Genomic DNA, 8,051 nt, shown 5'->3' with positions numbered 1-8,051 from the left:
ATACAACGAATGCCCATATACCATAGAAAGCAATGATTACTTTTGCAATGACACATCCAAATAATTCTATAAGAATTTCATAAAAATTATGGTGCGGATAAGCTTGCATAAAAATCGCTATCAATACTGCAAGTGGTATTAACGCTACTAGAGAAAATAATACACTAATACACGCACTACTACTATTCCCTATAGCTAATTCTGCTGGTAATATCGTTAATATTGGTGTTATTGAAATCGCTAAAAACATATAAAATAACTGCCTGAATGTGATAACTTTTTTCATAGACAAGACCTACCTTCCATTATCCTGTAAGATAATGTATAAGATTCCATGACACTATTACCATAAGGGTCACCTGTATAATAGATGCCTAGAGAAATTGCTACTAAACTGAAAAATAAGAATAAGTATAACTTCATCTTATTATTCACAAGTTCTTTTCCTTTCCAAATTAAAGTAGCAATAATAATAATAACGAAAATATATAACATCCTCTACCTCCACCCTTCTAATACATTGGACTTGGTTATCCTCGATTCAATTGTGTAATCAAATTTTGTGAACTCAAGAAAATCATCTTGGTGATTACGTAGAGCATTCCATATGGTGCTATAATCTTCTAGAACATCACTAAGACGAAACGTATCAACTCCAATAGTTTGCGAAGCAGCTATGGTTTTTTCAAGCAATTCAAGTATATACCTCGTTTGTTCATCCTTAATCTTAATCCTAATCTTATTGTCAATTACTTGCTCTGGATTAGGAATACTACGTAATACACTATCAAATTTCATATGAACCGTAACATGAATATTGCTAGATTGTAGTGATGGTGTTAAAACAGTTTTTACATTATTAATAATCAATCCATATCCATCTGGCAAATATATTGGACTGCTCTTAACTATACCATTCAGTAAATCAATTCCTAAGGATGTGTCCTCGTCCAGATAAGCAACTAACTTATAGTCCGTAAAAGCTGCATAACCACTCATACCTAACTTCTTATCTTGATAATCAAAAAACGGTATCACTGTACTTGATTTATTATTCTCGATATCTTCATAAATCCACAAAATTGTATTCTCATTTTTTGTTACAGAATCTAATCGTTTTTGAACCATTGCTTTCAAATCATCATGAAGCATGATGTTCTCTTCTTTAGCATCTTTAATTATTGTGGCTGCATCTACTTCTTTAACGATATACATTAAAGCATTACTTTTGACTGTCTCATCTTTAATTAGGTAACGAACTGTGTCCTCTATTCCATGCTTTGCAAGCCCCTGACCAATTAGATAGAAGCTAGTATATGAAAAAGAAATATCTTTCTTATTCTCTTTTTTTAGATTCTCAAATGCTTCAAAAAGGGTATCCCCTTTTGCTTCAATCGTCTCAACATCTCCATTAACGGTATCAGGGCCACCGATACCATATAGTGCAGTAATACTATATTGATTATCAATGTAATCAATACCAAGAACCCTGATCATATCAATCTCATTTATTTCTTTTTTGTTAAAATCTTTTGAACAGCCTTCCATTGTAAAGCAAAATAATAGCAGGCCTATTCCTAATAAAAACTTCTTCATAGGTACCTCCTACTTTTGCTTTCTATGATTTTTCTTTGCTATCCCTTCTGGGCGAAATTTGAAGAAACGAACTGGATAACGAAATAGTGTATCTTTATGTGACTTATGCTCTACATCAACAAAAGGTGATAAATATGCCACTCCATAATTATCTAAACTGCAAAGATGAGTAATTAATAATGTTACCCCTACCATTAATCCCAAAAATCCGGTAAATGTAGATAAGATTGCAATGCCAAGTCGAATAACACGAACAGCATTAGCAAGATCCTGATTTGGTAATGTAAATCCCGCTATTCCTGTGAAAGCTACTACTATGACAACAGCAGGTGATATTAAGTTTGCTTCTACTGCTGCTTGCCCTACTACCAAGCCTCCTACGATAGACATAGCTTGCCCTACTGTTTTAGGCAATCGCAAACCCGCTTCAATGATAATCTCAAAGGATATTAGCAAACCAAATACTTCAACGGCTGAAGAAAATGGTACATTCGTCTTTGCATTCTGTATGGAAAGTGCCAATTCTATGGGAATCATCTGATGTTGAAAGGTGGTTATTGCAATATATAAACCAGGTAAGACAATTGTTAATATTAAAGCCAGATATCTTATTGTTCGTAAACAACTACCAACAACGCAATTCTCTGCATAATCTTCTGGTGATTGCATTAATATTGGAAATTGGCATGGTAATATATAGACAAATGGCATGCCATCAACTATAAGTGCAATACGACCATCTGTTAAGTTCGAGGAACAACGATCTGGTCTTTGGGTATACATAACTTGTGGGAAAATACTATTTCGATTACTAGATATGAATTCTTCAATAAATGCGGGTGTAGGCGTATTATCAATGTCAATCTTTGAAAGCAAATTCTTTAATCGTTCTACATTATCCATATCAGCTATATTGCTTATATAAGCAATGGCAATATCTGCACGATTTACACGACCAACCGTCATTTGTTCAATTACAAGATATCTAGATCGAATTCTTCTTCTTATCATAGCTGTATTCGTACGAAGTACTTCAATGAAACAATCCTTCGCACCCTTCACTACACCTTCATCGGCTGGCTCTGAAATCGATCTTTTATCAAATCCCCTTGCATCAAAAAGAATTGCTTTATGCAAATCATCAAATATAACACCTGCCATTCCGCTCATAACACCTTGGATTAATTTATCCATATCGGTAACTTCCGAAGCGAAATCGTGATATGCCATACCAGAAAACATCGCATCAAATAACTCTTGTTGATTCTTACATTCTCTTATTGCTATGTTGTTTGCAAAAGGTCGTAGTATCGCCTGATCAAAAATTGTATCATTTACTAGACCATCTACACAAAAGATATGAACCTGTACTTTATATACAGCTGTCTTTAATTCACGAACTAATACATCTCCACTTTTAGCAAACAAATCTTTTAAATATTTCGATTCAATTAACTGTTGCAAAGGCTTTCTTCCTTTCGAATGATTATATACTATGATTCAGGCATCAAAAGCTCGCTTTATATTTTGATTCGTCAATTTGCACAATTTACAGATTGAGATGTTATGCAAATCATAGTTTATTCGCAACCCGCTCTCGCTTGGATGAAGTTCGTAGTGGTACGTAAGGCTCTAAAATACAGAGCCTAAGTACCAACGACTTCATACAGTTGCTCATCAAACTATGTTATGCATAACATTAGTCAAGTCTATGAATGTGCAAATTGACGAAGGAAAGTTTTTGGGATGGCTTTTGGCACCTAAATCATACTAGACAATAGAGAAACTCTTTGCAGTGCATAAAGAAGAGTTCGCAATTACCTAGACTATATATACATTCTTCCAGAAAGTATGAAATTTTATTCAAATGCTAAACTAAAATATCCTTTTCCTTTCTCTACTGGAAAACGTGACATGATTAATTGGCTTTCATCTGCCTGTAAGTTGTCAAATTGATTTAAGTGAATGGAACATTCCTGTATATTACTATCCACCAATAACTGTCTTGTAAAACTTATAATCATATTTCTTGGTAAAGTATGCTCTCTAATATGTAGAACACCTTCATATTCACGCACCATTACCACATACGAATCATCAACAAGTAATGTTTTCCCACCTGTAAAGGTATTTTCTTTCATCGCAAAAGCAAGTACTGCCTCTTCCCATTCGATATAACCAACATCGGATAATTGTTTGTCACGAATCTTCTTATATAGTGCACTATCTTTTTCACTTAATTCTCTAATAGAAAATTCTTTTCCTTCTAATGGAATCGTAGCCGCCTTAACCATCTGCTCTTCTTCCACTCTTAGTTGTTCTAAGTTAAGAGTACTTGTCCTTCTTACAATAGCTTCTGAATAACCATTCCTTTCATAAAAGTTTTTAAGCTCTCTTGTGGCTGGTTGTAAGAAAGTTGAATCCTTCGTTATCTCATTTGCATAATTAAGTAGTTTTGAGCTGTAACCTTTCCCCTGTGCTTCTGGTAAAGTTGCTACTGCATAAATATAATAAACCTTTCTTATCCCTGCTTTTTCATGCAACTTAGCTGGCATTAATGTAAGCATAGACACTGGTATACCATCTAACATATAAACTAATGTAGTTTTTTCATTAAAAAACTCCCGAAAGAAAAAATCAATATAGGAATCCTCATCATGAAAACATTCCTTCCAAATCTTCTTTAGTTGTTCAATCATTGTATAATCAGCAAATTTTATCATGTAGTTTCCTCTCCTTTTACAATCATTCTATCCATTTACAAAACTCTTTAGTAATAAAGAATATTCATTAACACTTTAGCATTTTCTTGTCTATCGATAAAGTAAGCGCAAAACTCTTAATAAAGTAAATCTGCTTCTTAGCTGACGTACTATAACAAAGAAACGATAGTGAAACATCTATAGTACTTCTTAGTGTGTACTCTACACCTTAGGAATGCGAGGCAAGGAAGCCGAGCAAGCCTTCGCTGAGGTAGGATGCCGAATCGAAGGCGGTTCCGTACCACTTTGAACACCTATCCCGTACACACTTAGAAGTACTTAGATGTGAAGCGTGTTTCGTGTCATAGTACGTCAGCTAAGAAGCCATAAACAGTATCCAGAGTTTTGCCTCATTACATACAAAAAAAGTTTTTACAAAACTCTTCGTTAGGAATCATGTTTTGTAAAAACTTTGCTTCTATTTTAGTACAGCAGTGTACTTATCAATTAATAGATCTGGATAATAAGATAGCTTTGCTTTACGCAATCCCTCTTCTCCCATATCTTCTTCACGATTTACATATTCAAAATCCTGACAGTTATGAATAACGAACTGTTGATTAATCATTGGGTACGCACCTTGAATATTAGGAAATGCTTTTTCAATGTGAACCACAAAGGTATCATCTGTTAATGGTTCACCAATAGTATAAGCAATAACTTCGCCATCTCTACGAATTAGCCCACCAATTAAATTCAATTCAAAAAAGTTTTTGAACGCAAGAGCGACCGCGCAAGCCTCTAGTTGAAGACTCTCATCTTCATCACAGTCATATAAGGAGCACCATTTGGCATTCATCTCCTTGCATTCTTCTATATTCTCTCTCGTGATATCTTCATATTGCCAATCAGGATTATCTTTAAAACGGGCTATATGATTTCTCTTACCGTGAAGTTTCTTACCCGCTAATGTAGTCAAACGCTCTGTTTTATATAAATAATCGCTTTCATCTCTTGAAGATTCTATATTAAAAAGTCCAGGGAATGCTTCTTCAACTTTAGATACTTCGTTTTCCACTATACCTCTCAAACGAAATGGTATATTTCTCTCCTTCGCATCTTCCATTAAAGCCTCAATTACAGGCTTAATATCGCCTTCTCCAACAGGATAGGTATAGTATTGTTCTTCACCTACCCCACTTTTTAAACAGTAGAATCCATTAACATCAGCAAACTCTATATGATTGGAATATCGCCAAATAAAATTATTAACAAAAGAAAAATCACAGCTTTTATATTGTGCTTGTTTCAATCTGTGATTTATCCAATCTCTATCACTTAACTCAACTTCTTTAAATGTGATCATGACTAACTCCTTCTTTAGTTCTATCTTTTCTTTATAATTCCCAACTACCATTGAATCATTCTATGATTGTTTTACCATATCTATTCGGACTTCTTGTCCTAATACATTGATAGTCATCAATGTATAGTATACGTGTAATTACAACATTTTGTCAACTTTATTCTATTAATAATGACACTTTTTTTACTTCCAATCATATATTATATTGTAAACACTCTCAAAGGAATGAAAAGTATGTGTTGTGGACTATTTGGTTGTGGTTGTAGAAACCGTTGTCGCCGTAACAATCGTTGTCGCTGTGGCTCTAGCAACCGTCGTAGCTGTGGATGTCGCTCTCGCTGTAGAAGTAATAGGGGCTCTAGCTCTAGTTGTAGCAGTTCTTCTAGAAGTTCTAGTTGCAGCAGTTCTTCTAGACGTTCTAGCTGCAGCAGTAGACGTAGACGTTGTTTCTAATTTAAATTCTATTAGTGTATACAGCTAAATAACAAAAAGACTGTCTCATGAATAATCAAAGATACTGGTTGTTCAGAGACAGTCTTTTTCATAATCACTTAATAATATTAAGAAGTTTTGCTCTGAGTAGATATTAACAATCAATTTTTCTTTTTTTTCATATAATAGCTTATATTAATATTTAGGAGGTAATCAATAATGTGTGGAATAGCAGGCTTTAGCAACTTTGATGCTGATTATACCTGCAGTCAAAGTAACTATGTTAGCATACTAGAAAACATGTCTGACACATTATACCATAGAGGTCCAGACGAAAATGGTCATTATCTGTCAAGACATTTCGGTTTAGCACATGCAAGACTCTCAATCATTGACCTTGCTAATGGTAAGCAACCTATGTATCGTAGTGTAGGTGGGTACACATATGCTATTTGCTACAACGGGGAATTATATAACACTGCCGAACTTAGGAATGACTTAATCGCAAAAGGTTGGAAATTCAAAACCACCTCTGATACTGAGGTTATTCTTATTGGTCATATTGAATACGGTACCTCTTTTGTAGAGAAATTAAATGGTATCTTTGCCTATGCATTCGTTAATGAAAAGGATCAAGAAATCTCATTATATAGAGATCGTAACGGTATTAAACCACTCTTCTATACCCTCTTTAATAACACATTATTATTTGGTTCTGAGTTAAAAGCAATTTTTGCATATCCAGAGTATCAACCTCGTGTAGACAAAAATGGACTTAACGAAATATTCAGCATTGGACCAGCAAGAACCAGCGGTTGCGGTATATTCAAAGATATATACGAAATACTTCCAGGGCATTATCTAATGCATAAAGATGGCTTTATGAAACTTCATTGTTATTGGAAGTTAATTAGTAAACCTCATACTGATTCTTATGAGGAAACCATAGAGAAGACACGATTCCTAGTAACTGACTCCATTTCGCGTCAAATGGTTTCTGATGTACCAATCTGCACCTTCTTGTCTGGTGGCATTGATAGTAGCCTTGTATCAGCAGTTTGCGCTTATGAATTGAAAAAACAAGGGAAGCAACTTCAGACTTATTCTTTTGACTTTGTTAACAATGATAAATACTTTAAATCCAATCCGTTTCAACCTTCTAGTGACAAACCATATGCCACTAAGATGGTAGAATTTCTAGATAGTAAACATACTTATCTAGAATGTGATAACTATACAATGGCAGATTGTCTTTATGAATCTGTTGATGCAAGAGACCTCCCTGCAATGGCAGATGTGGATTCTTCTATGTTGCATTTTTGCCGTCAGGTAAAACAATTTAATAAGGTAACATTAACTGGTGAATGTGCGGATGAAATCTTTGGCGGATATCCATGGTTTCATAAAGAAGAATGTTTTAATGCCAACACATTTCCATGGTCGATGGATATTAATGCAAGAAAATCATTCTTATCTGATTCTTTCCTTGCTGAGCTACGTATGGAAGACTATATTAATAAAACTTACGAAGCTTCCATTGCAGAGACACCAAGACTTTCTGAAGATTCTAAGACAGAAGCTAGAAGACGTGAAATCTCTTATCTGAATCTTAGGTGGTTCATGCAAACATTACTAGATCGTATGGACCGCACAAGCATGTATTCTGGTCTTGAAGCTCGTGTTCCTTTCGCTGATCATAGAATTATTGAATATGTATGGAATGTTCCTTGGTCTATTAAATATAAGGATAATATGGTAAAACATCTTCTTCGCGAATCCGCAAGAGGATTATTACCTGATGAAATCTTATTCCGTAAAAAGAGTCCATATCCAAAGACTTACGATCCAGCTTACGAACAATTATTACAGAAAAGATTTATTGATATAATTGAGAATCCATCTTCTCCTATATTAACTTTTATTGATAAGAAAAAAGTCTATCAATTCTTAAACAG

The 8,051-nt window shown here is 34.4% G+C and carries 8 protein-coding genes; 2 read left to right on the top strand and 6 right to left on the bottom strand.

All coding sequences use genetic code 11. The features are described from left to right. The 6 genes from ACW2QF_RS06065 to ACW2QF_RS06040 all read right to left on the bottom strand — a co-directional run. A partial coding sequence (locus tag ACW2QF_RS06065; protein WP_455715098.1) for a hypothetical protein occupies nucleotides 1–286 on the bottom strand: 286 nt, incomplete at its 3' end. Next, nucleotides 283–495, bottom strand: a complete 213-nt coding sequence (locus tag ACW2QF_RS06060; RefSeq protein WP_455715097.1) for a hypothetical protein — start codon at nucleotides 493–495, stop codon at nucleotides 283–285. The genes ACW2QF_RS06065 and ACW2QF_RS06060, both read right to left, overlap by 4 nt. Before the next feature lie 3 nt (nucleotides 496–498). Further along, complete coding sequence (locus ACW2QF_RS06055) at nucleotides 499–1,596, bottom strand: Ger(x)C family spore germination protein (protein WP_455715096.1); 1,098 nt, start codon at nucleotides 1,594–1,596, stop codon at nucleotides 499–501. 9 nt (nucleotides 1,597–1,605) lie between these two features. After that, a complete protein-coding gene (locus ACW2QF_RS06050; RefSeq protein ID WP_455715095.1) occupies nucleotides 1,606–3,060 on the bottom strand; it encodes a spore germination protein in 1,455 nt (484 codons plus the stop codon). Nucleotides 3,061–3,455: 395 nt separating this feature from the next. Further along, the gene (locus ACW2QF_RS06045) at nucleotides 3,456–4,319 is read right to left on the bottom strand and encodes a GNAT family N-acetyltransferase (RefSeq protein WP_455715094.1); all 864 of its coding nucleotides are present in this window, start codon (nucleotides 4,317–4,319) and stop codon (nucleotides 3,456–3,458) included. Between the two features lie 457 nt (nucleotides 4,320–4,776). Then, nucleotides 4,777–5,664, bottom strand: a complete 888-nt coding sequence (locus ACW2QF_RS06040; RefSeq protein ID WP_455715093.1) for a DUF2156 domain-containing protein — start codon at nucleotides 5,662–5,664, stop codon at nucleotides 4,777–4,779. A 298-nt stretch (nucleotides 5,665–5,962) separates the two neighbouring features. On the opposite strand from ACW2QF_RS06040, the gene ACW2QF_RS06035 reads away from it, so the two are divergent. Together ACW2QF_RS06035 and asnB are read left to right on the top strand one after the other, a co-directional pair. After that, complete coding sequence (locus tag ACW2QF_RS06035) at nucleotides 5,963–6,145, top strand: hypothetical protein (RefSeq protein WP_455715092.1); 183 nt, start codon at nucleotides 5,963–5,965, stop codon at nucleotides 6,143–6,145. A gap of 170 nt (nucleotides 6,146–6,315) precedes the next feature. Further along, on the top strand, nucleotides 6,316–8,051 hold a 1,736-nt coding region (asnB, locus tag ACW2QF_RS06030; protein WP_455715091.1), incomplete at its 3' end, for an asparagine synthase (glutamine-hydrolyzing).

It is taken from the genome of Anaerosporobacter sp., from assembly GCF_965301125.1.
The sequence above is the reverse complement of the archived record's forward strand: the minus strand, read 5'-3'. Positions and strand labels throughout refer to the sequence as shown.